Here is a 14,256-nt window from a genome sequence, read left to right as displayed (position 1 = left end):
ATGAGTTATTTTTTTTGCTTTGCAGCTTTTTCAATTACTTCATCCATACCACCAACCATGTAGAATGCATTTTCCGGCATATCATCACATTCACCATTAAGGATTGCTTTGAAACCTTTTATAGTGTCTTCTAGAGAAACATATTTACCAGGAGAACCTGTAAATACCTCTGCAACGAAGAATGGCTGAGATAAGAATTTCTCAATTTTACGAGCTCTTTCAACAACATTTTTATCATCTTCAGAAAGTTCATCCATACCAAGAATTGCAATAATATCTTGAAGATCTTTGTACTTTTGAAGTGTTTGTTGAACACCACGTGCTACAGAATAGTGCTCTTCACCAATAATTTGTGGATCAAGTAATCTTGAAGTTGAATCTAGTGGATCAACTGCAGGATAGATACCTTTTTCAGCAATTTTACGGTTAAGTACTGTAGTTGCATCTAAGTGAGCAAAAACAGAAGCTGGAGCAGGGTCAGTTAAGTCATCCGCTGGTACGTAAACAGCTTGAACAGAAGTAATTGAACCATTTTTAGTTGATGTAATACGATCTTGTAATGCACCCATTTCACGAGCTAGAGTTGGTTGGTAACCAACAGCTGAAGGGATACGACCAAGAAGTGCTGACATTTCAGAACCTGATTGAGCGAAACGGAATATATTATCAACGAACATTAGAACGTCAAGATTCATCTCATCTCTAAAGTACTCAGCCATTGTAAGACCAGTAAGAGCAATACGGTTACGTGCTCCTGGAGGCTCACTCATCTGACCATAACAAAGTGCAACTTTATCAAGTACGTTAGAATCTTTCATCTCGTGGTAAAGGTCATTACCTTCACGAGTTCTTTCACCAACACCAGCAAATACAGATAGACCATCATGACCCATTGCAACATTGTGAATAAGTTCCATGATAATAACTGTTTTACCAACACCAGCACCACCGAATAGACCAACTTTACCACCTTTAGAGTAAGGAGCAAGTAAATCAACAACTTTGATACCTGTCTCAAACATCTCAGTAGTAGTTGACTGATCAACTAGAGGTGGAGGTGCACGGTGAATCGACCAAGTAGGTGAATCAGTTACCTGCTCGCCTCCATCAATAGTCTCACCAATTACATTAAAGATACGACCAAGTACCTTATCTCCAACTGGAACTTTTATAGGTGAACCAGTAGCAGTAGCATTCATACCACGTACTAAACCTTCACTCATATCCATAGCAATTGTTCTAACACGACCATCACCTAAGTGAGCCGCAACTTCAAGTACTAAACGAGTTTCAGCACCTTCTAAACTAATTTGAACTTCGATTGCTTCATTAATTATTGGAAGATAACCATCAAAATCAACATCAACAATCGGGCCCATAACCTGGCTTATTTTACCAATCATATTTTTCTCCATTATTTCATAGACTCCACACCACTTATAATCTCTATAAGTTCTGTAGTAATAGCTGCTTGTCTAGCTTTATTAAATTGAACATTTAGTGACTTAACCATATCTTTTGCATTATTAGTAGCAGTATCCATAGCTTGCATTCTAGCACTATGTTCAGCAGCTACTGAATCTATAAGTGCATAATACATAGCGTATTCAACATATCTACTCACTAAAGAATCAAGCATATGTTCTTCATCTTGAGCTTCTATTTCAAGCATCGAGTTTTGAATATCATCACACTCAAATTGCTCTGTATCTACTGGTAATACTTTATTAACATGTAACTCTTGCGTTATCATATTTTTGTATCCATTGTAAATCAAATGAAGACCATCGATTTTACCATCTTTATAATCTTCAATAGAAGTCATGATGAACTCATCAGCTCTTTCTTTATCAGGTTTTGAACTTAAATTAGTAACTGAGTCGAACATTTCAACTTCGTTATATTTAAAGAACTCAACACCCTTTTTACCGATTCCGCGCAGACGCACTTTTACATTTTTTTCTTTGTATTCTGCAATTAGTTTTTTAACGGCTTTAATAGTTTGAATATTAAAACCACCACATAGACCTTTATCTGCAGTTACAAAAATAATGTCAACCATTTTTGGATTTTCAATCTCGATAAAACAACGATTGTCAATTCCTCCAACTTTATTACATTTAATGCGTCCAGCTATTTCGGCAATAACCTGATTCATTTTTGCAGCATAAAGACGAGAGCGTTTTGCAAGCTCTTCTGCACGACGAAGCTTTGCAGTAGATACAAGCTTCATAGCACGAGTTGTCTTTTGAGTGTTAGAAACACTCTTTATCTGTCTTTGAATATCTTTCAAGTTTGCCATAAAGTTTTCCTTATGCCACTACAAAAGTAGCTTTGAATTCTTCAAGTGCTTTAATCATTAATGCATTAGTATCATCATCTACTTTAGAAGAGCTTCTGATATTCTCAAAAATTTGAGGATATGATGCTTCAATAAATGGATATAACTCAGCTTCAAAACGAACTACATTTGATGGAGCAAAATCATCTAAGAAGCCTTCGTTACCAGCAAAAATAATAACAACTTGCTTCTCAGCAGAAAGTGGAGAGAAAGGTCCTTGTTTTAAAACTTCTACCATTCTTTGTCCACGTTCTAGTTGATTACGAGATGTCTCATCAAGGTCTGATGCGAACTGAGCAAATGCTTGTAGTTCACGATACTGAGCAAGGTCAAGACGTAAAGTACCAGCAACTTGCTTAGTAGCTTTAATCTGAGCAGCACCACCAACACGAGATACAGAAAGACCAACGTTAATCGCTGGACGTACACCTGAGTTGAATAGTTCAGTCTCTAGGAAAATCTGACCATCTGTAATAGAGATAACATTAGTTGGAATATATGCCGAAACATCACCAGCTTGAGTTTCAATAATTGGAAGAGCAGTTAAAGAACCTGCACCTTTTTCATCTGAAACTTTTGCAGCTCTTTCTAAAAGACGAGAGTGGATATAGAAAACATCACCAGGGTATGCTTCACGGCCCGGAGGACGACGAAGAATAAGTGACATCTCACGATATGCAACTGCATGCTTAGATAAATCATCATATACGATTAGACCATGTCTTGCATTATCACGGAAGTACTCACCCATAGTAACACCAGTGTATGGAGCTAAAAATTGAAGTGCAGCAGCTTCAGCAGCTGTTGAAGATACAATAATTGTATATTCTAATGCACCATGCTCTTCTAAACGACGAATAATCTGTGCTACAGTTGATTCTTTTTGACCGATTGCAACATAGATACAAATAACACCGTTACCTTTTTGATTGATAATAGCGTCTAGTGCAACAGTTGTTTTACCAGTTTGTCTATCACCAATAATAAGCTCTCTTTGACCTCTACCGATTGGAACAAGTGCGTCAATAGCCTTGATACCAGTAGCTAATGGTTCATGAACAGATTTTCTATCCATAATACCAGGTGCTTTTTCTTCTACGAAACGAGTTTCAGTAGTTTCAATTGGACCTTTACCATCAATTGGCTCACCAAGTGCATTTACTACACGGCCTAAAAGTGCATCTCCTACAGGAACTTTAAGAAGACGACCAAGTCTTTTAACAGACATACCTTCTTTAAGTTCTGTACCTAGGCCTAGTATTACTACACCTACTACACTTTCTTCAAGGTTCATTACTAAACCTCTTGTTCCCTCGTCGAACTCTACCATTTCTCCAGCCATAACGTTGTTAAGTCCGTAAACTTGTGCAACACCATCAGCATAAGAAACGATTTTACCTGTTTCGTTAATATCAACACTTAATTCAAAGTTATCGATACGCTCTTTAATTATTGAGCTGATTTCATCAGCTTGAATTTTTGCTACCACTACTTTTCTCCTCTCATGAACTTAAATTGCTTTTACTATATGTTCTATAATTTGATTATTAATTCTTGTTTTAGAAAAATTAATCTCTATGCCAAGATCTTCTACATCCACTTTAATACCATTAAAGTTGTCTTTAATAAATTCTAATGAAATATTTGAATCAAATTTTTTACTCAAACCACTACTTAAGTCTTCTATAACTTTGGCATCTATATCACTATCACTATAAACAACACCGCTATAAGTTTTACTTGTATTAACCATGTCTTTTCTCATAGCTTCAGCAAGCGCAGGAATGATAAATAGACGTTTTTTCTCTACAAGTATTTTCACTAAAGAATCAATAGTTTCAGACTTAGCAGGTTTAACTGCTGCTAAAATAATTTCTAATTTTTCTTCTTTAGTTACATTTGGATTGTCAATAATTTGGATAAATTTTGCATCTTTAAATGATTGGGCCAATGCTGAAAAGACTACAGTCATATTTTGCATTGTCTGTGCATCAGAACCCTGTTTTAGAGCTTTGATATATCTTTTTGCAATTAATTCTTCCATCTATGCCACCTTCTTTAAGATAACACTAGCCATAGCTTCTTTATCAAAACTATCACTACTTTGACTTAATACTTCACTTAATACATCCTGAACAACAGTTCGAACCATTTTTCTTTGTTCAAACTCCATCAATGAAGTATTTTGCTTAGTAATTGTTTCTAAGTCTGCTTCACATTGAAGCATGATGTTGTCATTTATGATTTTGTTTTCTCTTTTTGAAACAGTTACTAACTCTTCTGCAAACTTTTCAGCATCAGAAATTTTAGTTAGCGCCTCTTTTTTAAGAGAAACAGACTCACTTAACTTATCTTGTACTTTTTGCAACTCATCAGCAATTCCCTGACTTCTCGCAGCAAAATAGTTTTTAGCAGGTTCAGCAACAAGGTACCAAACAAGACCAAAAAATAGTAAAAAGTTTACCGTTCTTTGGATAATGTCTGTTCCTCCGCCCTCTGCACCACTAGATGCTAATGCATAAGTTGATATCATTATAATTAATAGTAAAATTCTACTCACACCACATCCTTATATTTGACTAAATTTAGCTTTAACAGCTTCTTTAAACAGTGGAACCTGTGACATAATGTCACTTGTTAACTGTTCTTTAGATTGAGCAAGTGATTGCTCAAATTCTAAATATTGGCTAGCTAATTCAGCACGCTTCGCTTCTAACTTACTATCTGCTAACTCTTTAGCATCTTGTATAACTTTCTCTCTTAGGGCCGCAGCTTCCAGCTTAGCATTTGTAATTATTGATTGAGCTTTTGAATTAAGTTCGTTGATTTCATCATCATTATTACCTACTTTTTGTAGGTCCTTTTTGATGTCATCATTTCTTTTATTCATAAAACTAAATAAAGGATTATAAAGCCAACTGTTTAGAACGGCAATTAGTGAAAGAAATACAACAAATGTAGCTAAAAGTAGTATCGGATTTATATCTAACATAGCACCTCCTAAAAGTTGCGTGATTATACTATGAGAAAATTGAAAGGATAGTTAAACGATGAAAGAATTTTAAAGAATTTTATAATTTATATAAACTATGCTGAATGTACACAGTCTTTTATCACTATTTTGAGATATACTTTAAAAAATCACTAATTTGACTTTCATTGTCAAACTCTATAGTCAATTTATTTTTAGAAGCTTTGGCTTTAAACCCAAGAAAATCAAATCTTTCTTTAATATCAGAGAAATCATACTCAACGAAATTATTTTTAGGCTCGGAAGAGTTTTTTTCTTCTTTCATGTTTTTAATAATTCCCTCAACTTCTCTTACGCTAAGTTTTTGACCAATAATCGAGTTAACCATAAGTTGTTGTTGTTTTTCATCAAGTCCGATTAAAACTTTTGCATGTCCAGCTGTAATTTTTTTCTCAACTAAAGCTTTTTGTGTTTTAGGGGATAATTGTAATAGTCTGATAGTATTAGTAATGTGCGTTCTGCTTTTATGTATTTTATTTGCAAGTTCTTCTTGTGTCACATCATACATCTTAATTAATTCACTATAAGCTTCTGCCAGTTCAATTGCATTTAACTCATCTCTTTGAATATTTTCAATAAGTGCAAACTGTCTCATTTTATTCTCATCAGAGTGAATAAGTATTGCACGAATTGTTTTTAGTTTTACTAACTTAGATGCACGAAGTCTTCTCTCGCCTGCTATTAACACATATCCATCAAAATCTTGAGTAACAATAATAGGCTGAAGAAGGCCATCATTTTTGATAGATTCACCAAGTTCTAAAAGAGAATTTTCATCAAACTGCTTTCTTGGCTGATATGGATTTGGTCTGATATCTTTAAGAGGCAATTCCATAACTTCATCTCTTGATGAACCTTCATTTTCATAGGCTTCATCTATTTCACCTAAAAGAGCGTCTAATCCACGGCCGAGTTTTTGAGATTTCATTATGCAATTATCGTTTGTGCTAAATTTTGGTAAGCTATAGAGCCTACGGATTTTACATCATATAAAATTGCAGGTTTTCCAAAAGATGGAGCCTCAGCTAATTTTACATTTCTTGGAACTACTATATATTTGTTTTTTTGATCTTTAAAGAGTTTACCGTTAAAGTGTTGAGATAAGTCAGCAAAAACCTGTTTTGACAAATTATTCTGAGAACTAAACATAGTTGGCAAAAAACCTTTTATACTAAGACTTGGATTAATAGACTTTCTTACAAGCTTAACTGTATTTAAAAGTTGTGCAAGACCTTCAAGTGCAAAAAATTCACATTGTATAGGGATAATCACTGAGTTAGATGCTGATAAAGCATTGATTGTCATCGGTCCTAGTGCCGGAGGTGAATCAATAATGATATAGTCATAATCTTTTTGAACATTTGCTATAGCTCTTTTTAATACAAGCTCACGCCCATCTTTATTATTATTATCATAGTACTCTTTTTCAATTCCAACAAGACCAATATTTGAAGGAGCTAGATGAAGTGTCGGTAAATCTGATTTTAAAATTATGTCTTTTAACTTTTTAGTACCAATCAATACATGGTAGATATTAAACTCATAATCATTACGGTGAAAACCTAAAGACGTAGTAGCATTAGCCTGAGGATCTGCATCTATCAAAAGCACTTTTTTCTCTGCTACAGCCAGTGATGCAGCTAAGTTTACAGCAGTAGTTGTTTTACCAACACCACCCTTTTGATTTGCAATTACTATTACTTCACTCATCTTAGACTATATATCCTTTCGCCGTTGCGTACAATCGAGCCATCACTCTGAAGCGTTACATCTTCCAATGGAATTCTTAAACTATTATTATGTGTAAAAAAGTTTTTGTTCTTATGGAATTCTAACTCATATTTACTAAAAACTTGCTTCCATGAGATTTTTTTTTCTATATTAGTGAAATATAGTTTTAGTAAATCTTCTTTAGTAATTTCTATGTCTAACTTTGAAAATCCATCAGGTTGTGTAACTAAGTTTAAACCCACTCCGCAAATAAGCGCATTACCTACAATGTTTGTAATCATTCCACCAATTTTTTTATCTTTTATATAAAAATCATTAGGCCATTTCAACCAAACTTCTGAATTTAAACTCTTAAGTGTATTTTTTAATAAATAAGCAAAATATATAGATGCTGATTCAAGTTTTAAATCTTTTGGTAAGTTTTTCAACTCTATTGCAAATGATAAAAATAGATTTCCCTCTAACGAGTTCCAGATGTTTTCTCTGCTGCCTATTCCGTTTGTTTGAGCATCTGCAACAACTGCAAATGGAAGGTTTATCTTTTTAGCTTTAATAAGATCTTTTAAATAGTTTTGGGTTGAACCTATCTCTTTAAGATATAGTGTCTGCAAGAGTCAATCTTTTACCATTGATGTATGAAAGAATATCCATCTCTTTTTTTGATGCTGGCTGAATTTTGAATATTCTTATACTTCCCTTTTCGCATCCAACAACTATTGAATCTTTATCTATAAGAAGTATTTTTCCATTTTCATTATTAGATATTTTTTCTTCAAGCTTTATACTCTTTAGTTTAAGTCCACTTTCTAAATATATTGCCGGCCATGGAGTAAATGCACGGTATTTATTATAAAGCTCTGTAGCATCTGTAAAACTAACTTCACCATCGTGTTTGCTTATCTTTGCACAGTGAGTAGCAAGTGACTCATCTTGCTTAACAGGCTCATAAGAGTTAAAATTTTTAAGTATATCTATAGTTAACTCAGATGCTGTAGTTGTTAGTCTATCAAAAAGTGTCTCTACCATTTCATCATCACTAACATCTATTTCATCTATCTTTAATATATCACCAGTATCTAAACCAACATCCATTAACATCGCTGTAACACCTGTTTTTTTATCACCATTAAGAAGAGTTTGCTGAATTGGGCTTGCACCTCTATACTGAGGAAGAATAGAAGCATGAAGGTTTATACATGGAGCGTGTTGTAAAATCTCTAATGGAAGTATTTGTCCATAAGCTGCAACTACTATATAATCTACTTCTATTTTTAAAAGTTCTTCTACTGTTTCACTATCTCTAAGCCTATTTGGTTGATAAACAGCTATCCCGTGTTTTTGAGCTAAAGTCTTAACAACAGGAGGAGTAATAACTTTTTTTCTACCAACAGGTTTGTCTGGTTGAGTATAAACAGCAACTACTTCCATGTCGGCTGTATTAATAATACGCTCTAATATTGCCTCAGCATAATCAGGCGTGCCCATAAAAATAATACGCATCTAGATATTTGTCTTCGTAAAGAGTGTTCCGCCATCATGATCTTTATATATCATGTAACTTTTAGCATCACTCAAGTCAAAACCACTTGCTAAGAACATATCTATACCATGCTCTAAAAGATATGAAGCAGCTTTTAGTTTTGTAACTATTCCACCTGTAGCAAAATTACCGTGAGGAGTCGCCTCTTTTTCCAAGGCACACTTATCAATGTTATTGACAATTTTAAGTACCTTAGCATCTTTGTTTTTATGAGGATCATCATCATAGTAAGCGTCTATATCTGATAGTATTATCAATATATCGGCATCTGTATGTTTAGTTATGTACGCAGATAGTTGATCATTATCACCAACTACTAGCTCTTCTGTTGCTGTTGCATCATTTTCATTTATGATTGGTATTACACCATTTACTAAAAGAGTATCAACTGTATCTTTGATTCTTTTAATATCTCCATCTTTTTTGAAGTTTGCTGCTGTTACTAAAACTTGGGAAGTGATTATGTCATAGTTAGAAAATTTTTTGGAATACTTATGCATAAGAATTGGCTGACCTATAGATGCTAGTGCTTGCTTATTTTTTAGTACATCACGATCTAGTTGTAGTTTTGTATATCCAGCTGCAACTGCACCTGAAGATACTAATATAACTTCATTACTTTTTTTCAATTCTGCTAAAAAATCAACCAAAGCTTCCATGCGTTCTACTGCAATAGAATCATCTTGCGTTAAAACAGCACTACCAACTTTAACAACAACCCTTTTCATTTTATTCTCTGCCAGTTTGAACTAGATTAAATAGTGCATATTTCAATGCTTCTATATTTTTATTAGTAGCTGAAGATATTGGTGCAACTAAGTAAGGTTTTGTTCTGTCATAGCCTAATGTTTCATCTGCAGAATCTTGAATATAGTATGGCATAGCTGAATCAAAATCAAACTCACTGCCTTTGTTTGCTTCAAGACCAAGAAGATCTAAGAAACCATTTACTAAATCATTTACCTCTTCAGGTGGAACTATATCAACACGTGTTAGAGCAATAGCATACTTATTATTTCCCAAATTCTCTGAAAAAGAAGATATCTCATCTTTTAATGTATCAATCTGCTCTTTAAGATCTCTATATGAAGCTAAATCTACCATATATAAAAGAGTTTTAGTTCTTTCAATATGTCTTAAAAACTGAATTCCAAGACCTTTACCTTCATGTGCTCCACCAATAATACCAGGAATATCTGCCATTACGAATGATTCGAAGTCACCTATATTTACTTGACCTAGTTTAGGAGTAAGTGTAGTAAACTCATAGTTTGCAATCTCCGGACGAGCATTTGAAACTGTAGAGATTAGAGTAGACTTTCCAACATTTGGAAAACCGACTAATCCAATATCAGCAATAAGTTTAAGATCTAGTTTAATAGCTCTTGTTTCACCCTGTTCACCAGGTTGAGCATAAGTAGGTCTTTGATTTGTAGGTGATTTAAAGTGAGTATTTCCAAGTCCACCTTTTCCACCCTCTATAAACTTCTCTTCTTGTCCATCTACAAGCATGTCAAAAAGAACTTCACCAGTTTCCATATCTATAATCTGAGTTCCAGGAGGAACGATAATAACTTTTTTCGCACCAGATTTACCCGTCATACGAGAACCTTCGCCTTGAACGCCACCTTCTGCTTTTATGTGCATTTTTCTTTGGAAATGAGAAAGTGTGTGTGTATTGTTATCACATTTGAACCAAATATCGCCACCTTTTCCACCGTCTCCACCATTAGGACCACCGTTAAGTACAAACTTTTCACGACGAAATGATACACACCCTTGTCCACCTTTTCCTGATGAGACTGTTAATTCGACACTATCTGTAAACATTTGTTTTCCTTGGTTTTATACTTCTTAATACTTAAAAATTCACTTGAGCTTAAAAAGAGTAAATTGTTAAATATTTAAATTGTTTAGGTGTTAAACCTAAGTTTGTTGAATGTAGAAATATTTGAGCCGAAGCTCAAATATTAGTGGAATTATGCAGCAGGTACGATTGAAACTTGTTGACGTTTTTTGTCTTTTCTTTCGAATTTAACAACACCTTCAACTAGTGCAAATATAGTATGATCTTTTCCCATACCAACATTTTTACCCGGGTGAATCTTAGTTCCTCTTTGACGAATAATGATGTTACCAGGTATTACTGCCTCACCACCATACTTCTTAACACCCAGTCTTCTACCAGCTGAGTCACGATTATTCTGTGTACTACCTTGACCTTTCTTATGTGCCATCTGAATCTCCTACTTAATTATGCAGTTATTTTCGTGATACGAACACGAGTGAAGTCTCTTCTGAAACCTCTTTTAACTTTACTGTCTTTACGACGACGTTTTTTGAAGATAATAACTTTTTTGTCACGACCTTCATTAATTACTTCAGCAGTAACTATAGCACCATCTACGAATGGAGCTCCCATTTTAAGTTCACCAGCATTTACTGCAAGAACTTCTGTAATCTCGATAGTAGCTTTTGGCTCAAGAGACATTTTATCTAGTAATAAAATATCACCCTCTTGAACTTTATACTGCTTGCCACCGTTTTTGATAATTGCGTACATGTACAATTCCTTGAATATTTATAAAAGTGCGGAATTATACCCAATCAAGCTTTAAGTTTTATTTAATCAAGTTCCAATTGCATTAAGTACATATCTTCACCATCAATTATTTTCAAATCTACACTCTCACAATGAGGACAACAGTACTCTAATTCGGCAAGTGTTGACTCTTTTTCACAATTGTTACAATAAATAACAACCTTCTGTATATTAATGATAAACTCAGCTTCTTCGCATATAGTTTTTTCTTTAAAGGTATCAAATGCTGTTTTTAAAAGATCTGGTTCAACTCCACTCATAACACCTATCTTTATAACTACTTTTAGCACTCTAGAAGCATTATTTGCTCTTGCATTTTCTTCACAACTATCTAACAATGACTGGACTATACTATATTCATGCATCTCTTAACCTCTCTGGTGTTTTAATTGGACATACTTTATACACAAACTCATGTCTTAAAGCATGGAACTCACTTGCCTCATCCCAGAATTCTGGATGCATGACTTTAAGCTCTTGCTCTTTACATTTATTTATATACTCTTTGTTATCTTCTAAATAATCTTGCTTTTCATATATAAAGTCATCATAACTATCTTCATTTTCTAGTAAAGATGCTGCAAACTTTCTCAAATCATCAAAATAATTCTCTTTAGCAAAGACTTCATCAATCATCTTTATATCTTTTGCTTTGTTGGCACTTATTGGCAGACATTTCTCCAGTAATTCATTTGCTTTTTCTTCCCCTACTCTTTTTGGAAGACTGTAAGTATGGTATTCACTTCCACTAAGACCCAAAGTCTTATAGTGGGGATTTAGCACTGTAGACTCAGATGCTACAACGTAGTCACAGGCAAGAGCCAAAAAGACTCCGCCTGCACCTGCATTTTTATGTAGAGATGAAACTGTAATAATTTCATCAGAAAATATAATAGACTTGACTACATCATTCATAGCGTTGATATTACTCCAGCCGTCTTCACCCTGCTTCTTTGAGTCTTCTAGTATGTTTAGATGGATGCCATTTGAGAAGAATTCCTCAGCGCCAATAAGTACAACAACTTTAGCGCTCTCTTTTATATAATCAAATGCATACTTTAGTCTAATGCATTGCTCAGAAGTCATCGCACCGTTATGAAAGTTAAAACACAGATATGCTACATCACCGTCTCTATGCGAACCGATCTCGTAAAATGTTTTATATGTCATATCAAAGATAAGAGGAAGACGAAGTTCTTTAACACCTTTTATTTTTTCCTTTAAAACATAAGTACTTTGAAGCTTGAACTTTCCATCTTCTATGAGGTGGCTTATCCATACTGCCCCATCTATAGTACCTACACAGATAGCGCCATCCCTTTTAGCAAGAACCTCTTTTGGCTTGCCTTTTAGTTTATCTTCTTCCCAAACTCCAAAGAGATAACACTCGGCGCCAAAAAACTCATCCTTTACACCCGGATAGCTGTCACTAAATCTTACTTTTCTTATTATCTCTTTTGTTGTGTCTTTTTCCCAGTTTATAGCTCTATCTTCTTGTGTTAAGTATTTATGCATCGGAGCTTGGAGTTGTGGAGTCGGTTTAAAAGCTTTATCTTCTAAGTTTACAAAGAGTTCTTTCATAGCTTTTAGTGTTGCATCTGCTACTTCTGTTCTATATATAGACGCCTTAGATGCATCTCTCATCTTAAAACGTACTTCGCTATATATTTCACCACCGTCAAACTCTTCATTTGCTTTGAGTATAACTACACCCCATTCTTCCTTTTTATCTCGTATGGCATGATCAAGTGCGTTGTGACCTCTGTCACCTCGGATGCCAGGATGCAAAATGAAAGTCGGAGTATTTTGAAAAATCTCTTTGGGAATAAACTTTTTTAAAAAGGGAGAAAAGATAATATCAGGCTTAAAACTATCTACTGCATCTAACATCTCTTTGTCACTTATAGGAAACTGTACTGAGACTGTGTGTCCCATATCTTGAAGTTCACAAAATACTCTCTGAGAAAGAGAGTTAAAACTAGAGATAATTAGAAGTATTTTCATATTTAGCAGATACGAGGGAGTAGTTCACCGCTTGGAGTATCTAAAAATCTTTTTGTACCCCAGCTACTGTTGAGTATTACTTTTTGCAAGTGAGCATCTGTAACCTTACCGATTATCGTTGCGTGAGAATTATTCTCAAATGTTTTTAGTATCTCTACCGCTCTGTGGGCATCTTCTTTGTTAATAGCCAGAACAAAAGTTCCTTCGTTTGCGAGAGCTGCCGCTTCAAAACCTAGCATCTCACAGATGCCGTTTACTTCATCACTTACAGGAATCTTCTCTTCTTCTACTTCTATACAGATATTTGACTGTTTTGACCATTCATTTAGTACGGCACTTACTCCACCTCTTGTTGCATCTCTAAGAGCAGTTATCTTTATGTCTGCGTCTAGAAGAGCTTTTACTTGTGGGTAAAGAGAAGCACAGTCACTCTCTAATGAACTACTCATATCTATATCTTCGCGAGCAGCAAATATAGTAGCACCGTGACAACCGATGTCACGATTAACAAGTATTAAATCATCTTTAGTTATGTTGTTTGAGCTGATGCCTTTTTTAAGAACTTCTCCAATACCTGTAGTATTTATGAAAATCTTATCTACACTGCCGCGAGGAACTACTTTAGTGTCACCACTTACAACAATAGCACCATTTACTTCAAGCTCTTTTTTCATACTGCGTACTATCTTTTCTAAGTCTCTTACAGGAAAACCTTCCTCTATAATAACACTACAAGTCAGGTATTTTGGCTTTGCACCCATCATAGCAAGATCATTACAAGTTCCACACACAGCTAGTTTACCTATGTCAGCTCCTGGGAAGAACAGTGGACTTACCGTAAAACTATCAGTAGAGAACGCTAGTTCACCACCATGTATAATTGCAGCATCTTCGCTTTTTTCTAAAATCTCGTTTGCAAATGCTTTATAAAATACTTTTGAAATAAGTTCGTTGTTTTCTTGCCCGCCGTTACCTTGAGCTAATGTAATTGTTTTTGTCATTATAAT

The 14,256-nt window shown here is 34.5% G+C and carries 17 protein-coding genes; all 17 read right to left on the bottom strand.

Annotation, left to right across the window (positions count from 1 at the left end):
* Nucleotides 1-5 precede the first annotated feature (5 nt).
* Nucleotides 6-1,403 (bottom strand): F0F1 ATP synthase subunit beta, encoded by a 1,398-nt coding sequence (gene atpD / locus SMGD1_RS11400; protein ID WP_039920246.1) that lies wholly within the window; start codon nucleotides 1,401-1,403, stop codon nucleotides 6-8.
* 11 nt (nucleotides 1,404-1,414) lie between these two features.
* Nucleotides 1,415-2,302 (bottom strand): ATP synthase F1 subunit gamma, encoded by an 888-nt coding sequence (gene atpG / locus SMGD1_RS11395; RefSeq protein WP_008339430.1) that lies wholly within the window; start codon nucleotides 2,300-2,302, stop codon nucleotides 1,415-1,417.
* Between the two features lie 10 nt (nucleotides 2,303-2,312).
* Nucleotides 2,313-3,830, bottom strand: a complete 1,518-nt coding sequence (atpA, locus tag SMGD1_RS11390; RefSeq protein WP_008339461.1) for a F0F1 ATP synthase subunit alpha — start codon at nucleotides 3,828-3,830, stop codon at nucleotides 2,313-2,315.
* 21 nt (nucleotides 3,831-3,851) lie between these two features.
* Nucleotides 3,852-4,385 carry a F0F1 ATP synthase subunit delta gene (locus tag SMGD1_RS11385; RefSeq protein ID WP_008339248.1) on the bottom strand — a complete coding sequence of 178 codons (534 nt, stop codon included), beginning with the start codon at nucleotides 4,383-4,385 and terminating at the stop codon, nucleotides 3,852-3,854.
* Nucleotides 4,386-4,901: a F0F1 ATP synthase subunit B gene (locus tag SMGD1_RS11380; protein ID WP_008341382.1), complete on the bottom strand. Its 516-nt coding sequence runs from the start codon at nucleotides 4,899-4,901 to the stop codon at nucleotides 4,386-4,388.
* A 9-nt stretch (nucleotides 4,902-4,910) separates the two neighbouring features.
* Nucleotides 4,911-5,333, bottom strand: coding sequence for a FoF1 ATP synthase subunit B' (locus SMGD1_RS11375; protein ID WP_008339375.1), 423 nt, complete (start codon nucleotides 5,331-5,333; stop codon nucleotides 4,911-4,913).
* Nucleotides 5,334-5,457: 124 nt separating this feature from the next.
* The gene (locus tag SMGD1_RS11370) at nucleotides 5,458-6,303 is read right to left on the bottom strand and encodes a ParB/RepB/Spo0J family partition protein (RefSeq protein WP_394357052.1); all 846 of its coding nucleotides are present in this window, start codon (nucleotides 6,301-6,303) and stop codon (nucleotides 5,458-5,460) included.
* The gene (locus SMGD1_RS11365) at nucleotides 6,300-7,082 is read right to left on the bottom strand and encodes a ParA family protein (protein WP_008339212.1); all 783 of its coding nucleotides are present in this window, start codon (nucleotides 7,080-7,082) and stop codon (nucleotides 6,300-6,302) included. Before SMGD1_RS11365 ends, SMGD1_RS11370 begins: the two co-directional genes overlap by 4 nt.
* On the bottom strand, nucleotides 7,079-7,714 hold the full coding sequence (locus tag SMGD1_RS11360) for a biotin--[acetyl-CoA-carboxylase] ligase (protein ID WP_008339259.1): 636 nt from the start codon (nucleotides 7,712-7,714) through the stop codon (nucleotides 7,079-7,081). Before SMGD1_RS11360 ends, SMGD1_RS11365 begins: the two co-directional genes overlap by 4 nt.
* On the bottom strand, nucleotides 7,695-8,603 hold the full coding sequence (fmt, locus tag SMGD1_RS11355; protein ID WP_008339581.1) for a methionyl-tRNA formyltransferase: 909 nt from the start codon (nucleotides 8,601-8,603) through the stop codon (nucleotides 7,695-7,697). Before fmt ends, SMGD1_RS11360 begins: the two co-directional genes overlap by 20 nt.
* Entirely contained in the window at nucleotides 8,604-9,371 is a 768-nt protein-coding gene (gene proB, locus SMGD1_RS11350; protein WP_008341381.1) for a glutamate 5-kinase, read from the bottom strand. It abuts the gene before it with no gap.
* Nucleotide 9,372: 1 nt separating this feature from the next.
* Nucleotides 9,373-10,473, bottom strand: coding sequence for a GTPase ObgE (gene obgE, locus SMGD1_RS11345; protein WP_008339246.1), 1,101 nt, complete (start codon nucleotides 10,471-10,473; stop codon nucleotides 9,373-9,375).
* Nucleotides 10,474-10,622: 149 nt separating this feature from the next.
* Entirely contained in the window at nucleotides 10,623-10,880 is a 258-nt protein-coding gene (rpmA, locus tag SMGD1_RS11340; protein WP_008339515.1) for a 50S ribosomal protein L27, read from the bottom strand.
* 17 nt (nucleotides 10,881-10,897) lie between these two features.
* Complete coding sequence (gene rplU, locus SMGD1_RS11335) at nucleotides 10,898-11,206, bottom strand: 50S ribosomal protein L21 (RefSeq protein ID WP_008339555.1); 309 nt, start codon at nucleotides 11,204-11,206, stop codon at nucleotides 10,898-10,900.
* 62 nt (nucleotides 11,207-11,268) lie between these two features.
* A complete protein-coding gene (hypA, locus tag SMGD1_RS11330; RefSeq protein ID WP_008339235.1) occupies nucleotides 11,269-11,610 on the bottom strand; it encodes a hydrogenase maturation nickel metallochaperone HypA in 342 nt (113 codons plus the stop codon).
* Nucleotides 11,603-13,249: a hydrogenase maturation protein gene (locus SMGD1_RS11325; RefSeq protein WP_008339234.1), complete on the bottom strand. Its 1,647-nt coding sequence runs from the start codon at nucleotides 13,247-13,249 to the stop codon at nucleotides 11,603-11,605. The genes hypA and SMGD1_RS11325 overlap by 8 nt, the downstream gene beginning before the upstream one ends.
* A gap of 2 nt (nucleotides 13,250-13,251) precedes the next feature.
* Nucleotides 13,252-14,250, bottom strand: coding sequence for a hydrogenase expression/formation protein HypE (gene hypE / locus SMGD1_RS11320; RefSeq protein ID WP_008339297.1), 999 nt, complete (start codon nucleotides 14,248-14,250; stop codon nucleotides 13,252-13,254).
* Nucleotides 14,251-14,256 lie beyond the last annotated feature (6 nt).

It is taken from the genome of Sulfurimonas gotlandica GD1, from assembly GCF_000242915.1.
In the GTDB taxonomy this organism is placed as follows: Bacteria; Campylobacterota; Campylobacteria; order Campylobacterales; family Sulfurimonadaceae; genus Sulfurimonas; species Sulfurimonas gotlandica.
This window is presented reverse-complemented; position numbering and strand designations above follow the sequence as displayed.